Below are 25,057 nucleotides of genomic sequence, written 5' to 3' on the forward strand. Positions count from 1 at the left end.
CGCTGCACGAAGGAGCGACATGTTGAGCACGAGCAAAAGAACCGCCGTCCTACTGTCAACTGCCGGACTCATCGCCGGCTCCGTGGTCCTTGCCCCGTCAGCCGGGGCCGCCGGCACCGAGTGCGAACCCGGCGGCCTGAGTACAACATTCGACCACCATTACGTCACCGCCAGCAAGGAATCCGTCTCCTCGGTCACGCTGTCGAATGTTTCCGGATCCGAGGTCCCCGTCGCACTGACGGCGCCGTCCCCCGGCACCGCTACCGCTGAGGTGTCCGGCCAGGTCCCGGTTGGGCAAATCCTTGAGCCCCTGCAGGCACAGGTCAACGCCGACGCCTCCCTGAGCGAAAGCTGGAGTCTCGAAGATCCACTACAGCTTTCGGGGCCGGTCACGGTCGGCCAGTCGAAGGTCGCTGTGTACGGCTTCGACATCGTGTCGTTTTCCGGATCGCAGCAGACCTGCCAGCTGGACGGACAGTTCGGCCCGCCGACTCGTTTCTCCGGCACCGCACCGACCGGCACCTATGTCGAGGAGTACACGGTGCCGTACGTTCCTACTACGAGCGTTCCGTAGCCGATCCCCGGCAGCACGACGGCGGCGCCTCCCCAAGGGAGGTACCGCCGTCGTCTGTGGTCCTCTAGCTTGCTACTGGGCTGACCAGTAGGCTCGGTCATTATTGCTCAGCGAGAAACTGGGTTCCACGAAGATCTTGGCGTCGGTAAGCGCTTCGGCCGGGACGTCCATGCAGATCTGGTAAGTGGCCGTACCGCTCTTTTCCAGGGTGGGCACATCCATGTCAGGGTTGGGCACCACGGCACCGCAGGTTGAGCGGTCATACTGCCGGGCGTCGGCACCGATGAACTTGGTCTGCAGATCGATCCACGGGTTGCCCTCCGCGTCGCCGGAGTATTCCACCGCAAGATCTACCAACACGTACTGCCCCACGGGCGGCTCGTTGAACTGATTCGCTGCCAGGATGATGTCGGCCGCATTGGTGTTCACAGCGGTGACGGTGACACTGTAGTCGCCCACCTGTGCCGCAGTTCCCAGAGCCAGTGCCTCAGTAGCGGCAACTTCCTGCTCGTTCTCCGAACTCTCCACCACGCCGTCGGCTCCGTCTTCGATGGATTCCACGACATCGTCGATCACTTTGCCGTAGAAGGCCTGAGTGGCCAGAACCCCGACCAGGGACAGGATTACAAGAATCAATGCCGCAATGGACATGCCCTTGGCACGGGACCGGTTCTTCAGCGAAATAATCAGTGCCGGGATGGCGAAGCCCAAGCCGATCAGCCCGAGGAAGAACACCGCGTTGTTCACAATGGGAATCCAGCACAGCAGCAGGGACACGATTCCGATGACCAGCGCTGTGATGGCCAGGCCCTTCCCGGCCTCGGGGTTTCCAGGTTTCCCCGGGACGGGACCACCTCCGGGACCGGGACCCGCATAGGTGGTGCCGGCATAGCCGGACCCAGCGTAGGCGGAACCTGCAGGGTCCGGCTGACCACCGGGGCGCCCGCCCTCCCCTGACTGGTTCGCGGGCGGGTAAGGCGTGTTTCCGGTGTTGTCCATAGTGGTCCCCATGTGATGTGCGTGCCGGCAAAGCAGGCAGCTGATGAAAAGGTGCAGACACTGATTGAGGTGCCTGCCGGGCTCGATTGATCCCCAACAGTGAAGGTAGCGGCTGCCTCTGACATTTTCGGATCCTCTGCTCCTGTGGACCCGAATGTCGGCCAGACGGCGTCCCTGGAGTTCCGCGGCATCATCCACATCGCACGGGCGAAGCCGCCATCCAGGGCTTCGGGTCCTCCGGCAAACAGTCCCCCCTACTTCACTGCCCAGTCCACCGCGTCTTCCTCCTCGCTGACCCATATATAGGACTCGACCCGGATGGTGGCCCCGGCGAGGTCATCCGTGGGCACGTCCATGCACATCTGGAACTCCGCCGTGTCACCGGTGGCCATGGCCGGAACCCTGTGCATGGGTTTGACGAGCGTCGCCCCGCAATGGCCGTATTCGCTGCCGTCCGCGGCGATGAACTGGATCTGGAGATCCTCCGAGGGCGTCCCGCTTTCGGTGCCCAGGTACTCGGCATTGATGTCCACCAGCACGTATTGGCCCTGCGGGTCTTTGGTCAGCGAATTGAGGGATTTGATCTCCTCGGTGGCGTCGGTTTCCACCCCGGTCACCGTCACGCTGTAATCGGCCACCTGCTGTGAGGTGCCCACCGCCGGGGCGGACGACTCAGCGACAGGCTCATCGCCGTCGCCGTCGCCGTCGTCACGGGACAGGACCAGCCCGGCGATGACGGCGAGCAGGACCAGCAAGAGCACACCTGCCAGCAAGAGAATCCGGCGCCGGTTGCCGCGCGCGGGCACCGGTTCTTTCTTCTGCAGTGGCGGCGGTGCCGGCGGTGCCGCCGGCGGATAGGCAGTGCTGTGGCCAGGGCTGTTGTCCATGGTTATCCCCCCAATGGTGCGTGCAGTTGCGACGAGTCTACAAAAAGTGCGCCGTGCGGGAGTGGCGTGCAGCACAGGACGGTGAAAAGGGAGCGACCGGCGGCAGGCGTACCATGGATAGGCCGACTATTCGGTGTCCTCCCCCAATCTCCAAGGTGCGTTTTCTTTGAAGTCCTCCTTTACCCAGGCCTTGGCCCGCGGGCTGAATGTCCGGCACATCCGCTTTATGGCGCTCGGTTCGGCCATCGGCACCGGCCTGTTCTACGGCTCCGCCTCCGCTATCCAGTCCGCCGGTCCGGCCGTCCTGCTGGCCTACATGATCGGCGGCGCGGCTGTGTTCCTGGTCATGCGCGCCCTGGGCGAGATGGCGGTCCGGCATCCGGTCTCAGGCTCCTTCGGCCAGTACGCCAGCCGCTACCTCGGCCCCTTCGCCGGCTTCATCACCGGGTGGACCTTCGCCTTTGAAATGGCGGTGGTGGCCATTGCCGATGTCACCGCGTTCGGCATCTACATGGGCTTCTGGTTCCCGGACGTGCCGCGCTGGATCTGGATCCTGGCGGTGGTCCTGCTGATCGCGGCACTGAACCTGATGCGGGTGAAAGTGTTCGGTGAGACGGAGTTCTGGCTCTCCATCCTCAAGGTCACGGCCATCATTGCCATGATTGTGGGCGGCATTGCGATCATCGTGTTCGGTTTTGGGCTCGACGACGGCGCCAGCCCGGGCGTGGACACCCTTTTGGGCTCCGGCGGCTTCTTCGCGAACGGTTTCTGGGGCCTGCTGGCGTCCTTCTCGATTGTGATGTTTGCCTTCGGCGGCATTGAAACCATCGGCATCACCGCAGGCGAGGCAGAGAATCCGAAGAAGGCCATTCCGGCGGCAGTGAACACCGTGCCGTTCCGGATCCTGCTCTTCTATGTAGGCACCCTGACGGTGCTGATGATGATCTTCCCGTGGCAGGACATTGACGGCTCCACGAGCCCCTTTGTGCAGATCTTCGATTCGCTCGGCATCCACGCCGCCGCGCACATCCTCAATGCCGTGGTCATCACCGCTGCCCTGTCCGCCATCAACGCCGACATTTTCGGTGCCGGCCGGATGATGTACGGGCTCGCGCGCCAAGGCCAGGCACCGGCGTCGTTCGCCAAAGTCTCCAAGAACGGCGTGCCGTGGATGACCGTGGCCACCATGGCGGTGGTGCTGCTGCTCGGGGTGGTGCTCAACGCGCTGCTGCCCGAATCCCTGTTCACCATCATTGCCTCAATTGCCACCTTCGCCACCGTGTGGGTGTGGCTGATGATCCTGCTCTCGCACATCGCGATGAAGCGCGAAATGGCCCGGCGCAACCTGCCGGCGTCGGAATTCGGCGTGCCGTTCTGGCCGGTTGCCTCCTACGCTGCACTGGCCTTCATGGTGTTCATTGTGGTGCTGCTCGGCGTTATGCCGGGCACCCGGGTGGCGCTGATTGTCGGCGTTGTGTGGATTGGGCTGCTGTTTATCGCCTACCGCCTGTGGGTGCGCGGCGACGGACGGGTACGCGCCGAGCTGGCGGACGAGACCGGAGTGGACCGGGAAACGCTTCCCGGCCGGATCTAGCCCCGGGGTTCTGCGGCAGTCCCGGATCTAGTCAGTCCGGGATCTCGTCAGCCCCAGTGGATGGCGGTGGCAATGAGCGAGGCGATCAGTCCCGCCAAGGCCAGGATCCCGCCGAGCACCCGGTTGGGCAGGTCCAGCCAGGACGGGCGGTTGGTGAGGAATGTGTACAGCCCGGTGCACAGGGCTATTAGTCCCGCCGAGCCCAGCAGGCCGGTGAATCCTGTGGCCACTCCCTGGGCAATGACGAGCAGCAGCATCACCACGCCCACCACCACGATGGTCCATGGTGATCCGCCCGAGGTGGTGGTGCGCCGTCCCGAAGATGAGCTGCGTCCCGCGTAACCACTTGTCATGATCATCCCAACCGGGGCCGCCGTTCCGCCCAGCACGGAAAGCGGCGGTTGCCTCTTCGCGGAACACGGTACTCCGCTCAACCCGGGAAAAGGCTGGACGTCCCGTGTGAATGCGAGTCCGGTCCCGACCGCGGCAGACGGACCGTGCGGAAGAGGACAACCTGGAAAGGGCCCAGCCGCAGCGTAATGACGGGCCAGTCCAGTTTCGCGGACCGTGCTGCGACCGGTCGCTCCCGCTGCCGGTCCGGAGCCGGCAAGCGCTCCTGCCTCAACCGCCGAAGGTTGTTGCGCCGCTCGGCGTCCTCGGTTCGTTCTCGGTGCTCCAGCCGGGCAAGTTCCAGCTCCATGAGTCCCATGCCTGCCACGCTAGGTAGTTCCCGGAAAATGTCACACTCCTTTGCGGACAGCCCCGGTCCGCTGGTGTGGGCTGCTGCCATAGGGCCTGGGCCGCCGCCCCGGTCGCGGCTTGCGCGGCTGCCAGCGCTGCGCCGCATCGAGTCTGCAAAAATTACCGATCCGGTAATCGAGTCTGCAATATTTACCGTTTTCCGGACCCAAAACCGTAAATATTGCAGACTCGATGTGCTGATCCCGCGGGCAGCCCTGCCGCCAGCCCGGCCCCGCGCGGCAACCGAGTGCCCCTCCCGCAGCGGCAGGTTTATAGACTGAAGGGGTGCCTACTTCCTCCGCTGCCGATTCCCCCGCCGGCCGCTTCGCTCCCAGCCCCACCGGAGAACTGCATGTAGGCAACCTGCGCACCGCCCTGCTGGCCTGGCTGTTCGCCCGCAGCACCGGCCGCCGGTTCCTGCTGCGGATGGAGGATCTGGACCGCGTCCGCTCCGGTGCTGAGGCGGCGCAGCTGCGTGACCTCGCCGCCGTCGGACTGGACTGGGACGGCGGGATTGTCCGGCAGTCCGAACGCGGAGACCTCTACCTCGAGGCGATCGACCGGCTGCGCGGAGCCGGCCTGGTGTACGAGTGCTTCTGCACCCGGCGCGAAGTGGCTGAAGCCGCGTCGGCCCCGCATGCCCCGCCCGGTGCCTACCCCGGCACCTGCCGGAACCTCACCGAGGAACAGCGCGCGGTACGACGGCGGGAGCGGCCCGCCGCGCTGCGCCTGCGCGCCCAGGTTCCCGAGTTCACCGTGACGGATGAGCTGCACGGCGAGTACACCTCGGCCGTGGATGATTTGGTGCTGCTGCGCAATGACGGCGTGCCTTCCTACAATCTCGCGGTCGTGCTCGATGACGCCCTGCAGGGCATCGACCAGGTGGTGCGAGGGGATGACCTGCTCAGCTCCGCACCTCGGCAGGCCTACCTCGGTTCCCTGCTCGGGGCGCCGCCGGTGCGGTATGCGCATGTGCCGCTGGCCCTGAACACCGCCGGGCAGCGGCTGGCCAAGCGCGACGGCGCCGTCACCCTCCCCGATCTCGCCGCCGCCGGCATTGACGCCGGTGCCGCCCGGGAACTCATGCTGGCATCACTGGGACTGCCCGGCACACTCGACGCCGCCCTGGCGCAGTTCGACCCGGCACGGATACCTCGGGACCCCTGGATTTTTCAGGCACGCAAAACCGCCTGATCACCGCACGTACAACAAGGAGCTGCACATGACACTGCCCCAGCCGGACCGCGTGGACGGGTACACGGACCTGCGCTCCTACGGTGCCATCGGCGATGGGCGGACCGTGGCGCTGGTTGCCCTGGACGGCTCGATCGACTGGTATCCCACTCCGGACCTGGACTCCACCCCGGCCTTCGCCCGCCTGCTGGATGCAGAGAACGGCGGGCAGATTGAGCTGCGGCCGGCAGCGGACTTCAGGGTGGAACGTGCCTATGTGGAGGGCACCAATGTCCTGGCCACCACGTTCACCACGGATACCGGCAGTGTGCGGGTCACCGACTCGCTGAACACCGGTGTGGCCGGACGGCTGCCCTGGGGTGAACTGGCACGTCGGGTCGAGGGGCTCGACGGCGAGGTGGACATGCGCTGGGCCGTTGCCCCGGGCAGCAGCTTCAATACCGCCTCCCCGTGGGTGCAGCACTCAGTGCACGGTCCTGTCCTGCAGGTCCAGGGCACCACCATCGCCGTCCGTGGCCGGGAAATCGGCGAGCAAGAGGCATCTGACCGTGCCATCAGCGGCACGTTCACCGCCCGGGCCGGAACACGCCATCTGCTGGCCGTCATCTCCACCCACGACGAGCCGCTGCCGCTGCCGGACCCCCAGACCATCGACGACGGCGTGGACCGCACCATTGCCAACTGGCAGAACTGGTCCCGGGAGTTCCAGTACGAGGGGCGCTGGGGCGACGCCGTGGAGCGCAGTGCACTGGCGCTGAAGCTGCTGCTGCACAGCCCCACCGGGGCCATAGCCGCAGCGGCCACCACGTCCCTGCCGGAGAACGTGAACGGCGGCAAGAACTGGGACTACCGGTATGCCTGGGTGCGGGACACGGCCTATACCCTGCACGCCATGATCCGCTTCGGCCTGCGCGAGGAAGTGCATGCGGCTGTGTCCGGGATGCTCAAGAGCGTGCGGGAGCAGGGCAAGGACCTGAAAGTGTTTACCCGGCTCAACGGCAGCCGCGCCGAGGATGCCGAGGTCCTGGACCTGCCGGGCTGGCGGGGCATCGGGCCGGTGGTTAACGGCAACGACGCCGCCGCACAGCTGCAGATGGGCGTCTTCGGGGACCTGTTCAACATCGTCCAGATGTACGTGGACGCCGGCCATGTGCTGGACACCGGCACCGGCCGGTATCTGGCGGACCTGGCGGACCTTGCCTGCGATGTCTGGCAGCGCCGGGATTCCGGCATGTGGGAACTGGATGAGGAGCGGCACTACACCACCTCGAAGCTGGGCTGCTGGCACGCTCTGAGCTGCGCCTCGCATCTGGCGGACCTGGGCCAGATCCCGGGCACCCCGGAACGCTGGCGGGCCGAGATGGACCGGATCCGGGACTGGGTGGAGACCAACTGCTGGTCCGAGGAACGCGGCAGCTACGTCTGGTATCCGGGCACCGACCAGTTGGATGCCTCCATCCTGCTGCATGCCATCAGCGGATTCGACCGCGGCGAGCGGATGTCCTCCACCCTCGACGCGCTGCGCAGCGAGCTGGGCCGCGGCCCCCTGCTCTACCGGTTCAGCGGCGCCGAGAAGGAGGAAGGGACGTTCGTCGCGTGTGCCTTCTGGATGGCCGCCGCCCTGGACTGCGTGGGCCGCCGGGAGGAAGCCGCCGCGCTGATGGATGAGTTGGTGCCGCTGGCCAACGACGTCGGCCTGTACACCGAGATGATCGCCGAAGAGGACTCCGCGTTCCTGGGCAATTTCCCGCAGGGGCTGTCCCATCTGGCACTGATCACGGCGGCCCTGACGCTGGGCGAGGACCGGGACTAACGCCGGGCAGGCGCGGCTAGGACTCGCAGCCGACGCCGTCGCCGTCGCGGTCAAACTTGGGATCCCAGCCGGGATCGCCCGTGCGGATGGGGGCGGCTCCGGCGGCCTTGACCGCCGAGCAGTTGGCATACACGGGCGCTGCGTCACCGGCAAAGGGAGCAGCCCCGGGCTCGACCACTGCTTCGGCGCCTGCCCCGGCCCCGGCAGCGACCGACGCGGACGCGGTTCCGGCGCGCTCGGGCACCGGCTGGTCCGGGCAGCCGGCGAGCACGGTGGCGATGGCGTCATGCTCGGCCTGGGTCATCCACAGCCGGTATTCCGCCTTGACCGCAGTCTGCCGGGCCACGTATTCGCACCGGAAGGCCTTGTTCGCCGGCAGCCAGGTTGCGGCGTCGCCGTCGGACTTGGCGCCGTTGGCCGGACCGTCCGCCGCCATCAGGTTCAGCGGGTCGTTGGCGAACTGCCGCCGCTCCTCGGCGCTGAGCTGCTGCGCCCCCTTCTGCCAGGCATCGGACAGCGCCACCACATGGTCAATCTGCACCGCGGTGCTCGTGGTGTTGCCGCGGACAAAACTGATGGTTGCCCCGGTGTACGGGTCCAGGAAGGTGCCCGAGGCCACCACGCATTCCTTGGTGCCGTCCTTGTAGACCACATCCACCAGGTCGCGGGCGAGGATGTCATTACGGGTGTCGCAGCCGTTGCGGTCCGTGTCCGCCCACGCCGGGCCGAACTGCTCACGGTCATAGCCCGTCTTCGGTGCACGCCCCTTGATCGGAATGCCGGCCAGCTGCTCCAGCGCCGTCCCGGCCGCGGCCGGCGGTGCCGGCGTTTCGGCGGGGACCGCGGCGGAATCTGCGGGCGCGTCCGTGACGGCGGGGGTTGCGGCTGCGGACGACGGCGCGGCGCCGGGAACGCTCTCAGCAACAGGGGTGCAGGCGGCGGCGCCGAGCAGGACCGCGGGCAGGGCAAGAAGGGACAGAACTTTGGTGCGTAGTGAAGTCATCGCCCTCAATTATCGGCCGCTCGTCCGGCACTTCCGGTCAGGCGCGCCGCGCCCCGCCCGCCAGTGGTGGAGACCGGGCAACCTCTTCCAATCAGATGCTTGTGCCGCGTAAGTTCGGATAACGAACCAGCGCAGGAGAGGCCATGGCAACGAATAAGAGCACCAAGGAAACATCCAAGGAAGCCCTCCCTGATGAGCTGCCCGGTGGCGGAACCGGGGGTCAAAACGGCCGGAAGGACGCTGGGCGGGTTTCCGTTTCCGAGGACTATGTCGAGGAACTCGAAGAGATCCAGGAACTGCACCGCAAAGGCAGGAAGGTCAAAGTCAAGGCTGACGATGACGCCTGGCGGCAGAACTACCCCTATGACACCAAGCTCAGCCGGCGCAGCTACGAGCGGCAGAAACGGCTCCTGCAGATTGAATTGCTGAAGATGCAGCTATGGGTGAAGGAAACCGGCCAGAAAATGCTCCTGATCTTCGAGGGGCGCGACGCCGCCGGGAAGGGCGGGGCCATCAAGCGCTTCAATGAGCATCTGAATCCCCGCGGCGCCCGGATCGTGGCACTGGAGAAACCCACTGCCGAGGAACAGACGCAGTGGTACTTCCAGCGCTATATCCGCACCCTGCCCAGCGGCGGGGAGATCGTGATGATGGACCGGTCCTGGTACAACCGGTCCGGCGTGGAACGGGTGATGGGGTACTGCACGCCGGCACAGTACCTCGAGTTCATGCGTGAGGTTCCCGAGTTGGAACGCATGCTGGTCAACTCCGGCACGCTGCTGCACAAGCTGTGGTTCTCCGTGGGGCGCGGCGAGCAGCTGGCCCGGTTTGCCGCCCGCGAGACCGACCCCGTGAAACAGTGGAAGCTCTCCCCCACGGATCTGGCCAGCCTGGACAAGTGGGATGCCTACACCGAGGCCAAGGAAGCCATGTTCTTCTACACGGATACCGGTGATGCCCCGTGGACGGTGGTGAAGTCGAATGACAAAAAACGTGCCCGGCTCGAAGCCATGCGCTATGTGCTCAGCACCGTGGACTATCCGAACAAGGACACCTCCATTGCCCACGAACCGGACCCGCTGATAGTGGGACGGGCGGCCAACCACTTCGAAGAGGATGAGCAGCCGCACGGCAGTTTCCCCGTGGTGAGGCCGCAGGGCAACGTCGGCGCCTCGAGCTCCTAGCTCTGTGCCCTGGGCCCCTTGTCTCGTAAGCTCCGACCCGTCCGAAGGGGTGCTGCCGCCGTCCCTCAGCCGGCAGCCAACCAGCCTTCCAGGTCCAGGGCACCGCCGGCCAGGGAGTTTGTTGCCTCGAAGTCCCCCTGGTACGCCGGCAGCTCGCCAAACCAGCGGAACATCGCCTGCGAGTCAGCCTGGCCTTCCAGCGACTGCAGGGGCAGCGCCTCATAGCGTCCGGAGTGTCCGGAGGCGGCGCCCAGCACAGAGGCTATCTCGCTGCCGGTCAGCTCGTCTCCGGCGATGCCTACTGCGCCACCGGGTACCGATGCCGGGTCCAGCAGCGCCGCGGCCGCCACCCGGCCGACGTCGCGCACGGCCACCATCTGCAGCGGAATCCCGTCCGGCAGGGGCATCCGCAGCACCGTTTCGCCGTCCTCCTCCGCGGACATGTACGGCAGGTTCTCCATAAAAAAGACCGGACGGACCACGGTAAGCCCAACCGGCAGCTCCCGCAGGTACTGCTCGGCGGCGTACTTACTGTCGAAGTGCGGCACTCCGCTGTTCCGTTCGGCACCGTCCACGGAACTGAAGACCAGGCGCCCGACGCCGGCTTCGACGGCCGCGTCACCAAGCGCCTTGGCCATGGGTGGTTCCCCGGCCGGACCGGCGGGGGTGTTCATGGTGGTCATGAACCATACCGCGTCAAGGCCCTCCATGGCCGGGCGGAGCGTCTCCGGCCGGTCCAGGTCCGCCAGGACCACCTCGGCGCCGCGCGCTTCCAGGTCCCTGGCCTGCTGGGAGTCCGTCCGCCGCACCAGGGCACGCACCCGGGCACCCTGCTCCAGCAATGCCTCAGCCGTAGCTGACCCCTGTTTTCCTGTGGCGGCGAAAACGCCGTAAAGCTCTGTGTGGTTAGCGGACATGGGAATGGCTCCTTCTCGAGCTGGGTCGTGCGGTCACGCTATGACCGCGTAACGGAATGCACAACCGTTTTACGCGTCCGGCGGAGCGGGAATAAAACCATCAAAAACAGAACACGGGGCGTGCCTAATTCGATATTCCGGCTCCGCACGGAACGTCCCAAGTCCCGTAAAGAACTGAATGCATAGAATGATTGGGTGATTCGAATTCCGGCTGTCGCATGACGTCAAGACTCCATAACCTCGTTATTGAATCCGTGGGCAACCGGATTATTTCCGGCGACCTCGCGCCCGGTGACACCATGCACTCCGAGCACCTTGAAACTGAACTGCAGGTGTCCCGTTCCGTAGCCCGTGAAGCGGTGCGGGTGCTGCAGTCCCTGGGTCTGGTGGAAAGCGTCAAGCGCGTCGGCATCCGGGTGCTGCCCGAAACCAGCTGGAATGTCTTTGACCCCTCCGTGATCCGTTGGCGGCTGGCCGCAGCGGGCAAGGGCGCCCAGCTGCGTTCGCTGACCGAGCTGCGCTCCGCCGTCGAGCCCGCTGCCGCCGAGCTCGCCGCCCGGCATGCCCCGTCCGATCTCGGCGCCGAGCTGATGGCTGTGGCGGCCAAAATGCGTTCCGTGGGACGAGCCGGGGATCTGCAGCAGTTCCTGGACCTGGACATCCACTATCACGCGTTGGTGCTGGCTGCCTCAGGCAATGAGATGTTTGCCCGGATGCAGTCGATGATCGCCGAGGTGCTGCGCGGCCGGACGGACTACGGGCTGATGCCCGAGCGCCCGCATGAGGAAGCGCTCCAGCTGCACATGGACGTGGCCGACGCGATTTCCGGCGGTGATTCCGAGGCTGCCCGTGCCGCCATGGACAAGATTATGCGCCGCACCATGGAGGAAGTCGGCAGCGTCTGGGCCGATGAACCGCGGATTTTTGCACCGCTGCCCTAGGATGATGCGGTGATTGCGCATGAGGTTGGACAGGGCAGGCCGCTGGTACTGGTGCACGGGTTCGAGCTGGATTACCGCAGCATGCTGCCCCTTGACGCCTCGCTGGCCGACAGCTCGTGGCGGCGGATCTACCTCGACCTGCCGTGGACCGAACGAGCGGTTCCCGGATCCGTTGCCGGCGCCCAGGACGTGGCCGACGGCGTCGTCAATGAACTTCGGCAGCGGCTGGGAGACGAGCCGTTCGCGATCATCGGCCATTCATTCGGCGGCATGATCGCCCGCCATGTGGCCCACACGATGCGCAGCCAGGTGCTCGGGCTGGCTACCCTCGGCGCCGTCTTCACGGCGAGCCACAGCCAGCGGATCCTCCCCGCACGCGCCGTCATCCAGGCAGATGTTCCGGAGCAGGCACTCGACGACGATTTCCGCGAGGTAGCCGTGATCCAGAGTCCGGGCACCCTTGCCGCGTTCAACGAGTTCGTCCTTCCGGGCCTGCGCGGAACGGACCGTCAGGTGACGGAACGGATCGCCGCGGCCTATGCGTTGCAGCGGGAACCGGAGGCGGCATATCCGGAACCGTTCGAGGCGCCGTCGCTGCATATCTTCGGCCGGCAGGACCACATCACCGGGTATGAGGACGGTCTGGAGCTGCGGGACCACTACGTGCGCGGGACGTTTGCCGTGCTCGACGCCGCGGGCCACCACCTGTACATGGAGCGTCCCGCCGTGGTCTCGGCGCTGGTGAACGACTGGCTGGCTAGCCTCACTGCGCCGTCGCCCGCTTTTACCCGCTAGTCCTGCCCGGCGCCCAAGGCCCGGTATTCGTCCTCCAGCATGCCCAGCAGCACCTGATCGTGGAACGCTCCGCGGTGGAACACGGCAGCCCGGCGGCGGCCTTCTTCCGCAAATCCCAAAGACGTGTACAGGTGCAGCGCCCGCTGGTTATAGGACCAGGTCTGCAGTTCCGCCTTATGCGCACCCATTTCCTCGAACACAATCCGCAGCCCCATCCGGAGCGCTTCGCGGCCCGCTCCCTGGTCTTGGAATTCGGGACCGATGACGATCGCCACGGTGGCAATCCGCTCGGGCACCGAGAGGCCCCAGACACTGATGTCTCCCACTAGCCGCTCGGCAGGGTTCACGATGCTGTAGCCGAACCCCGCAGATGAGTCGTTGTTGCTCCAAGTGCGGAACATGGCTGCAACGGACTCCTCCGGCCGCGCCGCCACCCGGTTTTGCTGGAGGATGGCCTGGGCCGGGTCATTCCACCACGCGGCCAGGTGCGGCAGGTCCGGCTCGCGCAGTTCACGGAAACGGACCCGTTCCCCCGTGAGCAGTGCGGCGGACCAGTCCTGCAGATCGCTGTCGTTATTCACGCGGCGATACTATCCCGGCTTGCCGGGGTTCGCCGCTGGTCCAGCGCTGGTACGCCGTCTAGCAAAAAGGGCGGGCAGGCCTTCCGGCCTGCCCGCCCTTTACCTGTCCCGGGTTAGAACCCGGAGGCCACCAGGTAGATCACCAGGGCGAAGGCAAAGCCGACGACGCCGATCAGCGCCTGACCCACGGTCCACGTCTTCAGCGTGGTCTTGGTGTCCATCTGGAAGAAGCGGCTGATGAGCCAGAAGCCGGAGTCATTGACGTGTCCGGCGAAGACCGATCCACCCGCCAGGGCGAGCACAATGGCCACTACCTGCACGGCGTTGAAGTCCGGGCTGTCCATCACTACGGGCTGGACCAGCGCAGCGGCGGTGGTCAGCGCCACGGTGGCCGAGCCCTGCGCCAGCCGCACAATGGCGGCAATCAGGAAGCCGGCGACAATCACCGGAAGTCCGATGGCGTCCAGCGACTCGGCAATGGCGTTGCCGATTCCGGAGGCACGCAGCACCCCGCCGAACATTCCGCCGGCACCGGTGATCAGGATGATGGAGCAGACCGGGCCCAGGGCGCTGTCCACAACGGTTTCAATCAGGGTTCCCTTTTTGCCCTGGCGGCGGCCGAGCAGCCACATGGCAAGGAACACGGTGATCAGCAGGGCCACGGGGGTTTCACCAAGGGTCCGCAGGACCTGCACCCAGCCATCATCCAGGGACACCACTTCGGCGGTGGCCAGCATGTTGAGGCCGGTGTTGAGGAAGATCAGGAAGAAGGGAAGCATCAGCAGGGTCACGATGGTGCCCAGCTTCGGGGCAGACCGGAATTCGGATTCCGCGGAGCCGGTGGGTGCGTCCAGGATGGACGGGACCGGAAGGACGAACTTCTTTCCGAGGAAGGTGCCGAAGAGGTAGCCGGCCAGGTACCAGGTGGGAATCGCCACGAGCAGGCCGAAGATCAGGACCAATCCGACGTCGGCGCCGAGCAGGCCGGTGGCGGCCACGGGACCCGGGTGCGGCGGCACAAACACGTGCATCACGGAGAACGCGGCGGCGGCCGGGAAACCGTACGTCAGCAGGGAGCCGCCCATTCGGCGGGCCACGGTGAAGATGATCGGCAGCATGACCACCAGGCCGGCGTCGAAGAAGATCGGGAAGCCGAACATCAGGGACGCGATGGACAAGGCCAGTGAGGCCCGCTTCTGGCCGAATTTGTTGATCAGCGCGTTGGTGAGGACCTCGGCACCGCCGGAGACCTCGAGCATCCGGCCGAGCATGGCGCCCAGGCCCACCAGCAGGGCAACGCTGCCCAGCGTGGAGCCGAACCCGGACGTCAGCGTGGGCACAATTCCGGAGGCGGGGATTCCGGTGGCGACAGCGGTCAGCAGGCTGACCGTGATCAATGACAGGAAGGCGTGGATACGGAACTTCATGATCATCACCAGCAGCAGCGCAATGGCGGCCACGGCGATGAGGAGGAGGCCGGGAGTACTCAACGTCCAGTTGAGTTCTAGATCGGTCATCGTTGTCCTATCGAGATGGAGCGGTTTGTTATGGGGGGGGGAGGAAAAAGTCAGCGGCTGGAGAGCGCGTTTGCCACGACGGCGGCAATTTCTTCGGGGGTGAGATTGATGTCCACCGGGATGCCTGCCTCGTCAGCTGCCAGCGGTTCGAGTGTTTCGAACTGGGAATCCAGCAGCGTCGGCGGCATGTATTCGTGATTGCGGTGGGAGAGCCGTTCGGCAATCAGGCCGCGGTTTCCGGCGAGATGCACAAAACGGGTCTCCGGAGCGAAGGAACGAATGAGGTCCCGGTACCGGCGCTTCAGGGCCGAGCAGGCAATGACGGTGGATTGCCCGCGGCTGAGTCCTTCAGCCAGGGCGGCACCGATGGCCGCCAGCCACGGTTCACGATCGGCATCCGTCAGCGGGTGCCCGGAAGCCATCTTTGCCTTGTTGCTGAGCGGGTGCAGGTCATCCCCGTCAATGAACGGCAGGGACAGACATTCCGCAATTGCGCGTCCCGAGGTGGATTTGCCGCTCCCCTGCACGCCCATCACGATCAGCGGGGGAACATCGGGGGTTGCCGACGACATGACAATAAACTCCTCAGACGCATCATTACATCTGACTTGTGTGACCGAAGCGACAATAAATCAGATTTATCCTCACAAAAGATAGCACGCGTGGGCGGCCGACGACGGCACCGCCCAGGCCGCAGCCGTAACCGTGAGGCGTGGAGACAATCATCGTGCTGGGAGTGGCGGCGGTCGTCGCGGGAGCGACGGCGGTCGTCGGCGGAGCGATGGCGCGCAACCGGCGCCGGTGCAGCCCTCCGGGGACCGCCGTGGGTTCCGGGAACACCTGAGCCCGGGAGAAGAATTAACACGCAGATCACGCCATTGTGATCCGCGTTACCCACCATCCTAGGCATGGTCCCCCAGTGGCCTCCAAATCCGCCCCCGGATCGCGCCGCGTAAACGGTCGGTGCTGCGTGAGACGATAAAACCATGCCTGAAACCCCTCCGCTCGTCGACGTCACGGACGTCATCCGCGTGGTGGGCGGCTCCGCGTTCCAACGGGGCCAGACCTACTCGCGGGGCGGTGCCGTGGAGTCCCTGGAATGGGACCCGGCCGGCGAAGTCCTGCGCGCACAGGTCCGCGGCAGCGCGGCGGCGCCCTACCGGACCCTGCTCCAGCTGGGCGCCAAACGGCAAGGCGATTACCGGTTGCTGGACAACCACTGCAGCTGCCCGCTGGGCTTTGACTGCAAGCATGTGGCAGCGGCCGCCCTGCAGAGCAATGCCGAACACCTGCGCGCCCGGCAGGAGCTTTCCGCCCCGGCATCCCGGCCCACGGTGCCGGCCTGGCAGCAGTCGCTGCAGACCCTGATTGATGCTGACGTAGCGGACGGCACCAAGGCGGTCGAAACCACCCCGCTTGCCCTGCAGTTTGAACTGCGCAACATCGTGGCAGCGTCCACCCGGTGGGGCGGCCCGGCCCCGCGCAGCCTGCACCGGGCCACGCCCTTCCGTTTGGGGGTCCGCCCGGTGGTCCGCAATGCCAAGGGCAACTGGGTGAAGAACAATCTGGCCTGGAGCAACATCAGCTACCAGACGTACGGGCTGCGGCTGGATCCGGACCAGCACCGCTGGTTCTCCCAGTTCCCGGCACTGCACCGCTCCAACGGCGTGAGCTACTTTGGGCAGAACGATTCCTGGCTGTACCTGGACGATTTCGCCAATCCGCTGCTCTGGCAGCTGCTGGAGGAAGCCACCCGCCTGGGCATCCCGTTTGTCGGCAGCAAAAAAGACGCACAGGTCCGCGTGGGTAAACTCGCCACCCTCTCACTGGACGTCCGCGCCGCCGGCGTGGACACCCCGGCACCCCTGCAGCTGCTGCCCACCCTGGAGATCGACGGCACCGTGGTTCCGGTGGAGGACGCCGGCATTATTGGCAGCCACGGCATCTACCTCCGTTCCCCGCAGAACACCATCACCCTGGCCCCCACTGCCAAAACCCTCACGGAACAGGACAAGGGCCTGCTGCTCCAGGGCGCTCCGGTGATGGTACCCAGGGCCGATGCAGAGGTGTTCCTCGAAAAGTTCTATCCCCGGCTGCGCCAGGTGCTGCCGGTAACCAGCAGCGACGAATCCGTCGAGTTCCCGGAAATCTCCCCGCCCGTCCTGGTCCTCACCGCTGCCTTCGGCGCTGAGGATGAGCTGGCGCTGGCCTGGGAGTGGGAATACCGCCACGGCAGCACCGTGACCCGGCTGCCGTTAACAGGCAGGTCCCCCGGCGCGGTCGACGACGCCGACACCGCCTACCGCGATATCCCCGCCGAGGGTTCGCTGCTCGCCGCGGCCGGAAAGGCGCTCTCTGCCGTGCCGCGAAACCGGACCCTGCGCGGCATTGACGCCGCGGAGTTCACCGAGCACACCCTCCGGGAGCTGGAACGGACCGACGGCCTGCGCGTGGAAGTGCAGGGTGACCGGCCCGATTACCGGGAGCTGCTGGAGGCACCCAAACTGAAGATCACCACGGTGGAAACCGAACGCCGCGACTGGTTCGATCTCGCCGTGATGGTCACCGTAGAGGGCCGCCTGGTTCCGTTTGCAGACATCTTCAAGGCCATCGCGCAGGGCAAAACCAAACTGCTGCTGGTGGACCGCACCTACCTGGCCCTGGACCGCCCGGAGTTTGAGCATCTGCATGCCCTGATCAATGAGGCGCAGGGTCTGCAGGAATGGGACACCGGGGAACTCAGCATCAGCCGCTACCAGGCCGGGCTGTGGTCCGAGCTGGAAGAACTGGCAGAGGAAACCGAGGAAGCAGCTGCCTGGCGGGAATCGGTTTCGGCTCTGCTGGAGCTGGAATCCGTGGAACCGGTGCCGCTGCCGGCCGGGCTCCAGGCCAACCTGCGCCCGTACCAGCACGAGGGGTACAACTGGCTGGCCTTCCTCTGGGACCACGGGCTGGGCGGAATCCTGGCCGATGACATGGGCCTGGGTAAAACACTGCAGACGCTGGCGCTGCTGGCCCATGCCCGTGAAAAGCAGGCCGGCCAGATCCGCAACGCCGCGCAGTCCCCCGACGCCCCGGCCCCCCGACCCTTCCTGGTGGTGGCGCCTACATCCGTGGTGCCGAACTGGGGATCCGAAGCCGCGCGCTTCACCCCGGACCTCAAGGTGGTGACGATTGGAGACACCACTGCCAAGTCCAAGGTGCCGCTAGCCGAGGTGGTGGCCGGGGCCGACGTCGTCATCACCTCCTACGCCGTGTTCCGGCTGGACTTCGCGTCCTACCGCAAGCTGGAGTGGGACGGGCTGATCCTGGATGAGGCTCAGTTTGTGAAGAACCGGGTGACCCGCGTGCACCAGTGCGCACGGGACCTTCCGGCCCCCTTCAAGCTGGCCATCACCGGCACCCCGATGGAAAACAACCTGATGGAGCTGTGGGGTCTTTTCGCCATCGTGGCGCCCGGGTTGTTCCCCTCGGCCCGCAAGTTTGCCGATGAATACCAGCGGCCCATCGAGCGCGGCGACAGCCCGGACCTGCTGGCCCGGCTGCGCCGGCGCATCCGGCCGCTGTTGATGCGCCGCACCAAGGAAGCCGTGGCCAAGGACCTGCCGGAGAAACAGGAACAGGTCCTGGAAGTGGAGCTGCACCCCAAGCACCGCAAAATCTATGAAACGCACCTGCAGCGCGAGCGCCAGAAGCTGATGGGCCTGATCCAGGACATGGACCGCAACCGGATGATCGTGTTCCGGTCCCTGACGCTGCTGCGCATGCTCAGTCTGGATGCTTCGCTGGTGGAGGAGGAACACGAGGGCGTGCCCTCGGCCAAACTCGATGTCCTCTTCGAACAGCTGGCGGACATTACCGCTGAGGGCCACCGGGCACTGATCTTCAGCCAGTTCACCTCCTTCCTGAAAAAGGCAGCGGACCGGTTGGATGAGCAGGGCATCAAGTACGCCTACTTGGATGGTTCCACCCGGAACCGTGCGGAGGTGATTGCCTCCTTCAAGGACGGCGTGGTGCCTGTGTTCCTGATCAGCCTGAAAGCCGGCGGCTTCGGCCTGAACCTGACCGAGGCGGACTACGTCTTCCTGCTGGACCCCTGGTGGAACCCGGCAGCGGAATCCCAGGCGGTGGACCGCACGCACCGGATCGGACAGAAGAACAACGTGATGGTTTACCGCATGGTCGCCCGGGACACCATCGAGGAGAAGGTCATGGCGCTGAAGGAACAGAAAGCGAAGCTCTTCAGTTCCGTGATGGACGACGACGCCGTCTTCAGTTCCGCCCTGACCGCCGAGGACATCCGGGCGTTGCTGCAGTAGATGCATCCGTCCGGGCGACACTCCAACCCTGACCGCGGCAAAAACCGCCGTGAATTAGGGCACGCCGCCTTCCCGGGAAGGCCGTGGGATCGCGGTTTCCGGGCCCCGTCGAAATTCTACGTCCTGTAGAAAAAGCTACCGTGGAACTATGCCCGTTGGCGGCCCTGCGCCCGGGCACCTGCGCCACGTAGCAAGGAAGGGCAATGAGCGTCCGGGAATCAACGTTGATCCGACCGGTGGAAGCACCGCCGAGGGATGAAGACGATCTGGTGCACGTCTTCTGCACCCCCTGTAAGCGGCAGGCCTTGCGCCGCGCCCGCCGGCCGGTGCCGTATTGCGGCAAACACATGCCCAACCGTCCGCTGCTCGACGACACCGGGCAGCTTCCGGTCTGCGTTGTCTGCATGGAACTGGCCCGCTCCGCCCCCTGTCCCCGGTGCGGTACGCGGGCACGGCTGGACTAGGGGAATGCCCCAACACCGAGGGTTCCCGGCTGGGTGTTTGATTTGTACAGTGGAGTGATGGCGACTCAGGAGCGGCCCATTGGATTCTGGCTCAAACTCGTAGACCAACTGGTTGACGACCAGTTCGGTGCCAGTTTTGAGGAGCACGGCGTCACCCGCCGGCAATGGCAGATGATGAACCTCCTGGTGGAAGGGCCAGCCTCTCAGAAACAGCTGGCGGACGGGCTACGGCCCTTTTTCCCCGCGGTGGAGACGGGCACCTCCGAAGAACTCATTGAAGAACTGCGGGAATCAGGGTGGGTAGCCCTGGACGCGGAGCAGTATGAGCTCACCGATCTGGGCCGGCGCAGCCTGGAAAACCTCCGCGGGGCAGTGGACCGCATCCGCGGCATGATGACGGACGACATCACCGAAGAGGAATATGCCGCCCTGCTGACCGTGCTGCAGCGGATGGCCCGCAACCTCGGCTGGGACGGCGACGTCGCCTCCGGACCCGCCGTGGATACCTAAAAAGTGAATACCTAAAAAACGGCCGAAGGACGGGGCATGGGCACGGTACGCGAAACCACGTTCGAGATCCTTCGCCGCCAGGGCATCACCACCGTCTTCGGTAACCCCGGCTCTAACGAACTTCCTTTCCTGCGCGGTTTCCCCGTTGATTTCCGCTACATCCTGGGCCTGCATGAAGGCGCCGTCATTTCCATGGCGGACGGCTATGCCCAGGCCTCCGGTGAAGCCGCGTTTGTGAACCTGCACGCGGCGGCGGGTACGGGGAACGCGATGGGCGGGCTGACGAATGCCGTTTATTCACATACTCCGCTGGTCATTACCGCCGGCCAGCAGGTGCGTTCCACAGTGGGCCTGGAGGCAATGCTGGCCAATGTGGATGCCCCGTCCCTGCCCCGCCCGCTGGTGAAATTCAGTGCTGAGCCGTTGAGTGCCGAAGACGTTCCCCGGATGATCAGCCAGGCCATTCATCTCTCGCAACTGCCACCCCGGGGACCGGCCTACGTGTCCGTGCCCTACGACGACTGGGATGCCGAGGCCCCGCCGGATACCGGATTGCTGTACGGACGCCAGGTCCAGGAGGGTCAGGGGCTTTCCGCCGGCCAGCTGGACGCCCTGGTGGCGGAGTTCATGACGGCCGGCAGCCCCGTCCTGGTGCTGGGCCCCGAGGTGGACGCATGCTCCGCCAATTCCGCGGCAGTACAGCTGGCTGAAAAGCTGTCTGCCCCGGTCTGGGTAGCCCCGTCCGCGTCCCGCTGCCCCTTCCCCACCCGGCACCCGAATTTCCGGGGTGTGCTGCCGGCGTCCATCGCCGGAGTCTCCGAAGCCCTCTCCGGCCATGACCTCATTGCCGTAATCGGAGCCCCCGTCTTTCGTTACCACCAGCACCAGCCAGGCAGCTATCTACCCGACGGCGCACGGCTGCTGCACCTGACGTCCGATCCGGGCGAGGCCGCCCGCGCACCCGCGGGAAACGCCGTCGTCGCCTCCATAGGAGAGGTTCTGCCCCGGCTGGCCGGGAAGGTTCCCCAGAGCGGCCGGCCGCCGCTTCCCCCGCTCATCCCTCCCCTCCCCCGGCGCGCCGCCACACCGGGCCTGCTGCACCCGGACGAGGTCTTTGACATTCTGCGGACAACAGCGCCGGGTGACGCCGTCTACGTCAAGGAGTCCACCTCCACCACCGGTTCCTTCTGGCGCCATATGGACCTCTCGCAGCAGGGCAGCTACTACTTCCCGGCCTCCGGGGGCCTGGGCTTCGGACTGCCGGCGGCGGTGGGCGTGCAGCTGGCCGTCCCCGGCCGGCAGGTGATAGCCGTCATCGGAGACGGGTCCGCAAACTACGGCATCACCGCCCTCTGGACCGCCGCACGGTACGGCATCCCGGTGATCTTCCTGATCCTGAAGAACGGCACCTACGGCGCGCTGCGCTGGTTCGCAAAGATCCTCGACGCCGGCGAAACTCCCGGGCTGGATGTCCCGGACATAGATTTCATTTCCCTGGCGGCCGGCTACGGAGTCCGCGCCGAGGCAGCCCGCAGCGGTGACGAACTCCGGCGGGCGTTGCGCAAGGCACTCGCCGGCGGCGTGCCGGCGTTGATTGAAGTGCCCACCGAAGTGACCGATCCCTGACGCCCGTGCTCGGCTGCCGGTGCCGCGGCTACTTGCGCTGAGTCTGTGCCAGCAGTTCCTTGAACGGGAGAGACGTTTCGGAGAGCTTCCGCGGTGCCGCGGCTGCCTGACGCTGCGGAGCGGGGGCATCCCCCATTAAGGCAACCAGCTCCCCGGCCGCACGGCGGACCCGCTGATCCAGGGAACCGGTGCCGGTTTCGCCCTCGCCCCAGTCGCCGGGCGCAGCGTAAACAGCGGTGGGGGCCGTCCGCGCACGCAGGTAGCTGAACATCGGGCGCATGGAGTAGTCCAGCACCATGGAATGGCGGGCGCTTCCGCCCGTGGCACCGATCAGCACGGGCTTTCCGTCCAGGGAGGAATTGTCGATCACATCGAAAAAGGATTTGAACAGACCGCTCATGGAAGCGGTGAAGACCGGCGAAACGGCAATCAGCGCATCGGCGGCAACCAGTTCATTGATGGCTGCTTCCAGCCGCGGGGGCGCATAACCGGTGACCATGGTGTTGGCAATGTCCACGGCATATTCCCGGAGTTCGAAGGTGCGCACGGATGCACTCAGCCCGTTCGCTTCGATTTCCGCTTCTGCCGCCGCTGCCAACGCATCGGCAAGCATGCGTGAGGACGACGGAACGCCCAGTCCGCCCGAAACCACCACTAGCCTGCGATCAGTCATCCCATTCTCCTTTTCATGCGTTTGCATACACTGGGGAACGGCCGCAGGCACACCCTTTATTCCCGCCCCTCACGTACCCGTACCACGGCCAGTGCCGGGCAGGCTGCCGGCTACCTCGTCCCTTCGGCGGAGCCCGGTTTTGGGAGTGGATAAAAATGCCGGAAATATCCGCCGCTATGGGGACGCAGCGGGGTCATGACTTGGCTAGGCTGAGCAGGACAGCTTTTAGGTCTTCACTGATAGCCATTCATTATTCGTGTGAAAACAAAAGGGGAAAATCATTATGAGCACGCCTAATTACAACTACGGCGCGTACAGCGGCGGAGAATCCGCCTCCATGCCCAGCGAGCCGCAGCGGCCCGCAGCAGTGGAACGCGGTTTCTGGCTGCTGATCGCCTCAGCCATTGCGAGCCTCATCGGCCTGGTCCTGTCCGTGGCTACCCTGACCTCCGATGCGGGCCGCGCCGAACTGGCACGCACCAGCGGGCTCACCGGATCGGACGTAGACACGGCCGTCACCATTGGACTGGTCACTGCACTCGTCGTCGGCGTGGTCAGCCTGGCCATCAACGTCCTGTTCGCCGTGTTCGCCCGCAAGGGCCACAACTGGGCGCGGATTGTCATGACCGTTTTCGCCGGCCTGTCCCTCACCAGCCTGCTGACGGTCAACGGTTCACCGGCCGGCATCCTCAGCCTGCTCTCCATCCTGGCGCTCATCGCCGGCGTGGTCATGCTGTACATGGCCCCGGCCAGCGCGTACTACAACCAGATGAAGGCACACCGGCAGGCCAAGAAGATGGGCTACGCGGGCTAATTCCCCGTATCCTCGCACCCGGCCGGGACGGCATCTCCAAGATGCTGTCCCGGCCGGACGGCTTTAACCGGGTGCCCGCTGTTTATGCTGGGTCCTGTTTATGCTGCGCCTGGTTTATTGTGCGTCCCGTCCGGCCGCGGCACGGCCGGCAGCACGGCCGCTGAACAGGCATCCGCCCAGGAACGTCCCTTCCAGGGACCGGTAGCCGTGCATGCCGCCGCCGCCGAATCCGGCAGCCTCCCCCGCCGCGAAGAGCCCCGGCACCGGCGAGCCGTCGTCGCCCAGAACCCGTGACTGCAGATCGGTTTCCAGACCGCCAAGGGTTTTGCGGGTCAATACGGAAAGACGAACGGCAATCAGCGGACCTGCCTTGGGGTCCAGGATCCGGTGCGGTGGCGCCGTGCGGATCAGCCGGTCCCCCAAATATGCCCGTGCCCCGCGGATGGCCGTGACCTGTGAATCCTTGCTGAACGGATTGAGAATCTCCCGGTCGCGGGCCTCCAGCTCACTGCGCACCGCATCAACGGACAGCTCCGGGGCCTGCCCCTGCACTGAGGAAACCTTGGCCAGCCGATTCATCCCGGCGACGAGTTCCTCCACTGAATCGGCCGTAATGAAGTCCTCGCCGTGATCCAGGAAGGCCTGCACCGGTCCGGGCACCCCGGCCGTGGCGCGCCGAAACACATCGCGCACGGATTTGCCGGTGAGGTCGGGGTTTTGCTCGGACCCCGAGAGGGCGAACTCCTTGCGGATGATCGCCTTGTTGAGAATGAACCAGCTGTAGTCCTGACCGCTGCGCCGCAGGTGCTCCAGGGTGCCGAGGGTATCGAAGCCCGGGAACAGCGGAACCGGGAGCCGGTTGCCCGCAGCGTCCAGCCAGAGCGAGGAGGGGCCGGGCAGGATCCGGATCCCGTGGTTCTTCCATACCGGGTCCCAGTTCCGGATGCCCTCCACGTAATGCCACATCCGGTCCGGATTGATCACCCGGCCGCCGGCAGCCTGGGCGATGCCGATCCCGCGGCCGTCCACATGCTCCGGCACCCCGCTGAGCATGTTTTTCGGTGCGGCTCCCATCCGCGGCGGCCAGGCCGCGCGCACCGCATCATGGTCACCGCCGATGCCGCCGGTCGTCAGGATCACCGCTGAAGCACCGAACTCGAACTCTCCGGCAACGGTCCGCGAGGACGCCGTGCCGCGCGGCGCCGTCGTTGGCTCCAGGACGCTGCCGCGCACTCCGGTCACTGTCCCATCGGTGAGGACCAATTCATCCAACCGGTGCCGGAAGGCCAGCCGGACAAGGCCCTGGTCGACGCCCTCGCGCACCTTGGCCTCAAAGGGTGCGGTGATACCGGGTCCGGTACCCCAGGTGATGTGGAAGCGCGGCACGGAGTTGCCCGGACCGTTGGCGCCGTATCCGCCGCGCTCCGCCCAGCCCACCACCGGAAAGAACCGGTGCCCCATCTGCTGTAGCCAGGCACGTTTCTCCCCGGCGGCGAAATGCACATATGCCTCCGCCCAGCGGCGTGGCCAGTAGTCCTCTTCCCGGTCAAAGCCCGCGGTGCCCAGCCAGTCCTGCCAGGCCAGCTCCACGGAATCCTTGACGCGGAACCGGCGCTGTTCCGGTGAATCCACCAGGAACAACCCGCCGAAAGACCACCATGCCTGGCCGCCGAGGCTCTGTTGCCCTTCCTGTTCCACCAGGATCACGGTTCGGCCGGCGGCCACCAACTCGGCGGTGGCTACCAGGCCGGCGAGGCCTGCTCCTACAACAATGACGTCTGCGTCTTTGGGCTGCATCCGGCTCACGCTACCGGCAGTGTGTGGCGCAGACCAGCAGCGGGGAAGGGAGTGTCTTTCGTGCCCTGCCCGTGCGCATCTCAGTCGCACTCTGCAGGCGGGCACCTGTTGTAC

The 25,057-nt window shown here is 65.8% G+C and carries 22 protein-coding genes; 12 read left to right on the plus strand and 10 right to left on the minus strand.

Annotated features, from left to right (window positions below; all coding sequences use genetic code 11):
* Positions 1–22: 22 nt before the first annotated feature.
* Positions 23–574, plus strand: coding sequence for a hypothetical protein (locus AC5RTS_RS04080; RefSeq protein WP_493990794.1), 552 nt, complete (start codon positions 23–25; stop codon positions 572–574).
* A gap of 72 nt (positions 575–646) precedes the next feature.
* Here AC5RTS_RS04080 and AC5RTS_RS04085 read toward each other — a convergent pair whose 3' ends face one another.
* Entirely contained in the window at positions 647–1,585 is a 939-nt protein-coding gene (locus AC5RTS_RS04085) for a hypothetical protein (protein WP_493990795.1), read from the minus strand.
* Positions 1,586–1,827: 242 nt separating this feature from the next.
* Positions 1,828–2,460 carry a hypothetical protein gene (locus AC5RTS_RS04090; protein ID WP_493990796.1) on the minus strand — a complete coding sequence of 211 codons (633 nt, stop codon included), beginning with the start codon at positions 2,458–2,460 and terminating at the stop codon, positions 1,828–1,830.
* A 226-nt stretch (positions 2,461–2,686) separates the two neighbouring features.
* On the opposite strand from AC5RTS_RS04090, the gene AC5RTS_RS04095 reads away from it, so the two are divergent.
* Entirely contained in the window at positions 2,687–4,054 is a 1,368-nt protein-coding gene (locus AC5RTS_RS04095; protein WP_493990964.1) for an amino acid permease, read from the plus strand.
* A gap of 47 nt (positions 4,055–4,101) precedes the next feature.
* On the opposite strand, the gene AC5RTS_RS04100 is transcribed toward AC5RTS_RS04095, so the two are convergent.
* On the minus strand, positions 4,102–4,407 hold the full coding sequence (locus AC5RTS_RS04100) for a hypothetical protein (protein ID WP_493990797.1): 306 nt from the start codon (positions 4,405–4,407) through the stop codon (positions 4,102–4,104).
* A gap of 673 nt (positions 4,408–5,080) precedes the next feature.
* Between AC5RTS_RS04100 and gluQRS the strand changes: the two genes are divergently transcribed.
* Together gluQRS and AC5RTS_RS04110 are read left to right on the plus strand one after the other, a co-directional pair.
* A complete protein-coding gene (gene gluQRS, locus AC5RTS_RS04105; protein ID WP_493990798.1) occupies positions 5,081–5,989 on the plus strand; it encodes a tRNA glutamyl-Q(34) synthetase GluQRS in 909 nt (302 codons plus the stop codon).
* A gap of 28 nt (positions 5,990–6,017) precedes the next feature.
* On the plus strand, positions 6,018–7,802 hold the full coding sequence (locus AC5RTS_RS04110; RefSeq protein ID WP_493990799.1) for a glycoside hydrolase family 15 protein: 1,785 nt from the start codon (positions 6,018–6,020) through the stop codon (positions 7,800–7,802).
* 16 nt (positions 7,803–7,818) lie between these two features.
* Here AC5RTS_RS04110 and AC5RTS_RS04115 read toward each other — a convergent pair whose 3' ends face one another.
* Positions 7,819–8,805: a GmrSD restriction endonuclease domain-containing protein gene (locus AC5RTS_RS04115; protein WP_493990800.1), complete on the minus strand. Its 987-nt coding sequence runs from the start codon at positions 8,803–8,805 to the stop codon at positions 7,819–7,821.
* Between the two features lie 143 nt (positions 8,806–8,948).
* On the opposite strand from AC5RTS_RS04115, the gene ppk2 reads away from it, so the two are divergent.
* The gene (gene ppk2 / locus AC5RTS_RS04120; protein ID WP_493990801.1) at positions 8,949–9,989 is read left to right on the plus strand and encodes a polyphosphate kinase 2; all 1,041 of its coding nucleotides are present in this window, start codon (positions 8,949–8,951) and stop codon (positions 9,987–9,989) included.
* Between the two features lie 65 nt (positions 9,990–10,054).
* Here the strand turns inward: ppk2 and AC5RTS_RS04125 are convergent, their stop codons facing one another.
* On the minus strand, positions 10,055–10,906 hold the full coding sequence (locus tag AC5RTS_RS04125) for an NmrA/HSCARG family protein (RefSeq protein WP_493990802.1): 852 nt from the start codon (positions 10,904–10,906) through the stop codon (positions 10,055–10,057).
* 218 nt (positions 10,907–11,124) lie between these two features.
* On the opposite strand from AC5RTS_RS04125, the gene AC5RTS_RS04130 reads away from it, so the two are divergent.
* Both AC5RTS_RS04130 and AC5RTS_RS04135 read left to right on the plus strand, forming a co-directional pair.
* Positions 11,125–11,847 carry a FadR/GntR family transcriptional regulator gene (locus AC5RTS_RS04130; protein WP_493990803.1) on the plus strand — a complete coding sequence of 241 codons (723 nt, stop codon included), beginning with the start codon at positions 11,125–11,127 and terminating at the stop codon, positions 11,845–11,847.
* A gap of 9 nt (positions 11,848–11,856) precedes the next feature.
* Complete coding sequence (locus tag AC5RTS_RS04135) at positions 11,857–12,642, plus strand: alpha/beta fold hydrolase (RefSeq protein ID WP_493990804.1); 786 nt, start codon at positions 11,857–11,859, stop codon at positions 12,640–12,642.
* Here the strand turns inward: AC5RTS_RS04135 and AC5RTS_RS04140 are convergent.
* The 3 genes from AC5RTS_RS04140 to AC5RTS_RS04150 all read right to left on the minus strand — a co-directional run bounded on the left by AC5RTS_RS04140 (position 12,639) and on the right by AC5RTS_RS04150 (position 15,312).
* Positions 12,639–13,223 (minus strand): GNAT family N-acetyltransferase, encoded by a 585-nt coding sequence (locus AC5RTS_RS04140; RefSeq protein ID WP_493990805.1) that lies wholly within the window; start codon positions 13,221–13,223, stop codon positions 12,639–12,641. The two genes, AC5RTS_RS04135 and AC5RTS_RS04140, sit on opposite strands and share 4 nt — an antisense overlap.
* A gap of 113 nt (positions 13,224–13,336) precedes the next feature.
* Positions 13,337–14,740: a GntP family permease gene (locus tag AC5RTS_RS04145; RefSeq protein ID WP_493990806.1), complete on the minus strand. Its 1,404-nt coding sequence runs from the start codon at positions 14,738–14,740 to the stop codon at positions 13,337–13,339.
* 50 nt (positions 14,741–14,790) lie between these two features.
* Positions 14,791–15,312: a gluconokinase gene (locus tag AC5RTS_RS04150; RefSeq protein WP_493990807.1), complete on the minus strand. Its 522-nt coding sequence runs from the start codon at positions 15,310–15,312 to the stop codon at positions 14,791–14,793.
* A 414-nt stretch (positions 15,313–15,726) separates the two neighbouring features.
* Between AC5RTS_RS04150 and AC5RTS_RS04155 the strand changes: the two genes are divergently transcribed.
* The 4 genes from AC5RTS_RS04155 to mdlC all read left to right on the plus strand — a co-directional run bounded on the left by AC5RTS_RS04155 (position 15,727) and on the right by mdlC (position 21,659).
* On the plus strand, positions 15,727–19,059 hold the full coding sequence (locus AC5RTS_RS04155; protein ID WP_493990808.1) for a DEAD/DEAH box helicase: 3,333 nt from the start codon (positions 15,727–15,729) through the stop codon (positions 19,057–19,059).
* Between the two features lie 203 nt (positions 19,060–19,262).
* Positions 19,263–19,523: a hypothetical protein gene (locus AC5RTS_RS04160; protein ID WP_493990809.1), complete on the plus strand. Its 261-nt coding sequence runs from the start codon at positions 19,263–19,265 to the stop codon at positions 19,521–19,523.
* A 57-nt stretch (positions 19,524–19,580) separates the two neighbouring features.
* Positions 19,581–20,033, plus strand: a complete 453-nt coding sequence (locus tag AC5RTS_RS04165) for a MarR family winged helix-turn-helix transcriptional regulator (protein ID WP_493990810.1) — start codon at positions 19,581–19,583, stop codon at positions 20,031–20,033.
* Between the two features lie 36 nt (positions 20,034–20,069).
* A complete protein-coding gene (gene mdlC / locus AC5RTS_RS04170) occupies positions 20,070–21,659 on the plus strand; it encodes a benzoylformate decarboxylase (protein WP_493990811.1) in 1,590 nt (529 codons plus the stop codon).
* A 28-nt stretch (positions 21,660–21,687) separates the two neighbouring features.
* Here mdlC and AC5RTS_RS04175 read toward each other — a convergent pair whose 3' ends face one another.
* A complete protein-coding gene (locus AC5RTS_RS04175) occupies positions 21,688–22,332 on the minus strand; it encodes a CE1759 family FMN reductase (RefSeq protein ID WP_493990812.1) in 645 nt (214 codons plus the stop codon).
* 283 nt (positions 22,333–22,615) lie between these two features.
* Here AC5RTS_RS04175 and AC5RTS_RS04180 point away from each other — a divergent pair, with 283 nt between their 5' ends.
* Positions 22,616–23,146 carry a hypothetical protein gene (locus AC5RTS_RS04180; RefSeq protein ID WP_493990813.1) on the plus strand — a complete coding sequence of 177 codons (531 nt, stop codon included), beginning with the start codon at positions 22,616–22,618 and terminating at the stop codon, positions 23,144–23,146.
* Positions 23,147–23,260: 114 nt separating this feature from the next.
* Here the strand turns inward: AC5RTS_RS04180 and AC5RTS_RS04185 are convergent, their stop codons facing one another.
* Positions 23,261–24,943, minus strand: a complete 1,683-nt coding sequence (locus AC5RTS_RS04185; protein ID WP_493990814.1) for an FAD-binding dehydrogenase — start codon at positions 24,941–24,943, stop codon at positions 23,261–23,263.
* Positions 24,944–25,057: the final 114 nt, after the last annotated feature.

This window comes from Arthrobacter sp. MDT1-49-2 (assembly GCF_059090185.1).

Excerpts from the sequence above, each read along its gene's own strand:
- AC5RTS_RS04085 (WP_493990795.1), bottom strand. The coding sequence starts at position 1,585 with ATGGGGACCACTATGGACAACACCGGAAACACGCCTTACCCGCCCGCG.
- AC5RTS_RS04090 (WP_493990796.1), bottom strand. The coding sequence starts at position 2,460 with ATGGACAACAGCCCTGGCCACAGCACTGCCTATCCGCCGGCGGCACCG.
- AC5RTS_RS04095 (WP_493990964.1), top strand. The coding sequence starts at position 2,687 with ATGGCGCTCGGTTCGGCCATCGGCACCGGCCTGTTCTACGGCTCCGCC.
- AC5RTS_RS04100 (WP_493990797.1), bottom strand. The coding sequence starts at position 4,407 with ATGACAAGTGGTTACGCGGGACGCAGCTCATCTTCGGGACGGCGCACC.
- AC5RTS_RS04110 (WP_493990799.1), top strand. The coding sequence starts at position 6,018 with ATGACACTGCCCCAGCCGGACCGCGTGGACGGGTACACGGACCTGCGC.
- AC5RTS_RS04115 (WP_493990800.1), bottom strand. The coding sequence starts at position 8,805 with ATGACTTCACTACGCACCAAAGTTCTGTCCCTTCTTGCCCTGCCCGCG.
- ppk2 (WP_493990801.1), top strand. The coding sequence starts at position 8,949 with ATGGCAACGAATAAGAGCACCAAGGAAACATCCAAGGAAGCCCTCCCT.
- AC5RTS_RS04125 (WP_493990802.1), bottom strand. The coding sequence starts at position 10,906 with ATGTCCGCTAACCACACAGAGCTTTACGGCGTTTTCGCCGCCACAGGA.
- AC5RTS_RS04130 (WP_493990803.1), top strand. The coding sequence starts at position 11,125 with ATGACGTCAAGACTCCATAACCTCGTTATTGAATCCGTGGGCAACCGG.
- AC5RTS_RS04145 (WP_493990806.1), bottom strand. The coding sequence starts at position 14,740 with ATGACCGATCTAGAACTCAACTGGACGTTGAGTACTCCCGGCCTCCTC.
- AC5RTS_RS04150 (WP_493990807.1), bottom strand. The coding sequence starts at position 15,312 with ATGTCGTCGGCAACCCCCGATGTTCCCCCGCTGATCGTGATGGGCGTG.
- AC5RTS_RS04155 (WP_493990808.1), top strand. The coding sequence starts at position 15,727 with ATGCCTGAAACCCCTCCGCTCGTCGACGTCACGGACGTCATCCGCGTG.
- AC5RTS_RS04160 (WP_493990809.1), top strand. The coding sequence starts at position 19,263 with ATGAGCGTCCGGGAATCAACGTTGATCCGACCGGTGGAAGCACCGCCG.
- AC5RTS_RS04165 (WP_493990810.1), top strand. The coding sequence starts at position 19,581 with ATGGCGACTCAGGAGCGGCCCATTGGATTCTGGCTCAAACTCGTAGAC.
- mdlC (WP_493990811.1), top strand. The coding sequence starts at position 20,070 with ATGGGCACGGTACGCGAAACCACGTTCGAGATCCTTCGCCGCCAGGGC.
- AC5RTS_RS04175 (WP_493990812.1), bottom strand. The coding sequence starts at position 22,332 with ATGACTGATCGCAGGCTAGTGGTGGTTTCGGGCGGACTGGGCGTTCCG.
- AC5RTS_RS04180 (WP_493990813.1), top strand. The coding sequence starts at position 22,616 with ATGAGCACGCCTAATTACAACTACGGCGCGTACAGCGGCGGAGAATCC.
- AC5RTS_RS04185 (WP_493990814.1), bottom strand. The coding sequence starts at position 24,943 with ATGCAGCCCAAAGACGCAGACGTCATTGTTGTAGGAGCAGGCCTCGCC.